The following is a 274-nucleotide window of genomic DNA, read 5'->3' on the forward strand; positions in this document are numbered from 1 at the left end:
GGTGAAGACGATATCAGTCCCGATGGAGGTAAAGGGAATGAGCACCAGGCAGCCGATCCCGGCGCCTATGCCCTGCAAGCCCGTCCATTGCAGGATATCCGGCGCATCGGGCGATTGCATCGCCGCCGTGCTCGCCAGCCCGTAGATCACCCAGAGCGTCAGGCCAATCAGCGCCGATCCGATGCCGAGCCAGATCGCGCTCTGGTCGCCCGAAGGCGTTGCCGCGAAGATCGAGACATTGACCCAGCCGATGCCGGTCGCGATCAGGATCAGC

Annotated in this window: 1 protein-coding gene; it reads right to left on the minus strand. The window is 63.9% G+C overall.

From position 1 onward, the window contains the following. On the minus strand, window positions 1-274 hold a 274-nt coding region (locus SB764_RS40045), incomplete at both ends, for a hypothetical protein (protein ID WP_410866755.1).

Source organism: Paraburkholderia sp. SIMBA_027 (genome assembly GCF_046535315.1).
Lineage (GTDB): Bacteria > Pseudomonadota > Gammaproteobacteria > Burkholderiales > Burkholderiaceae > Paraburkholderia > Paraburkholderia tropica.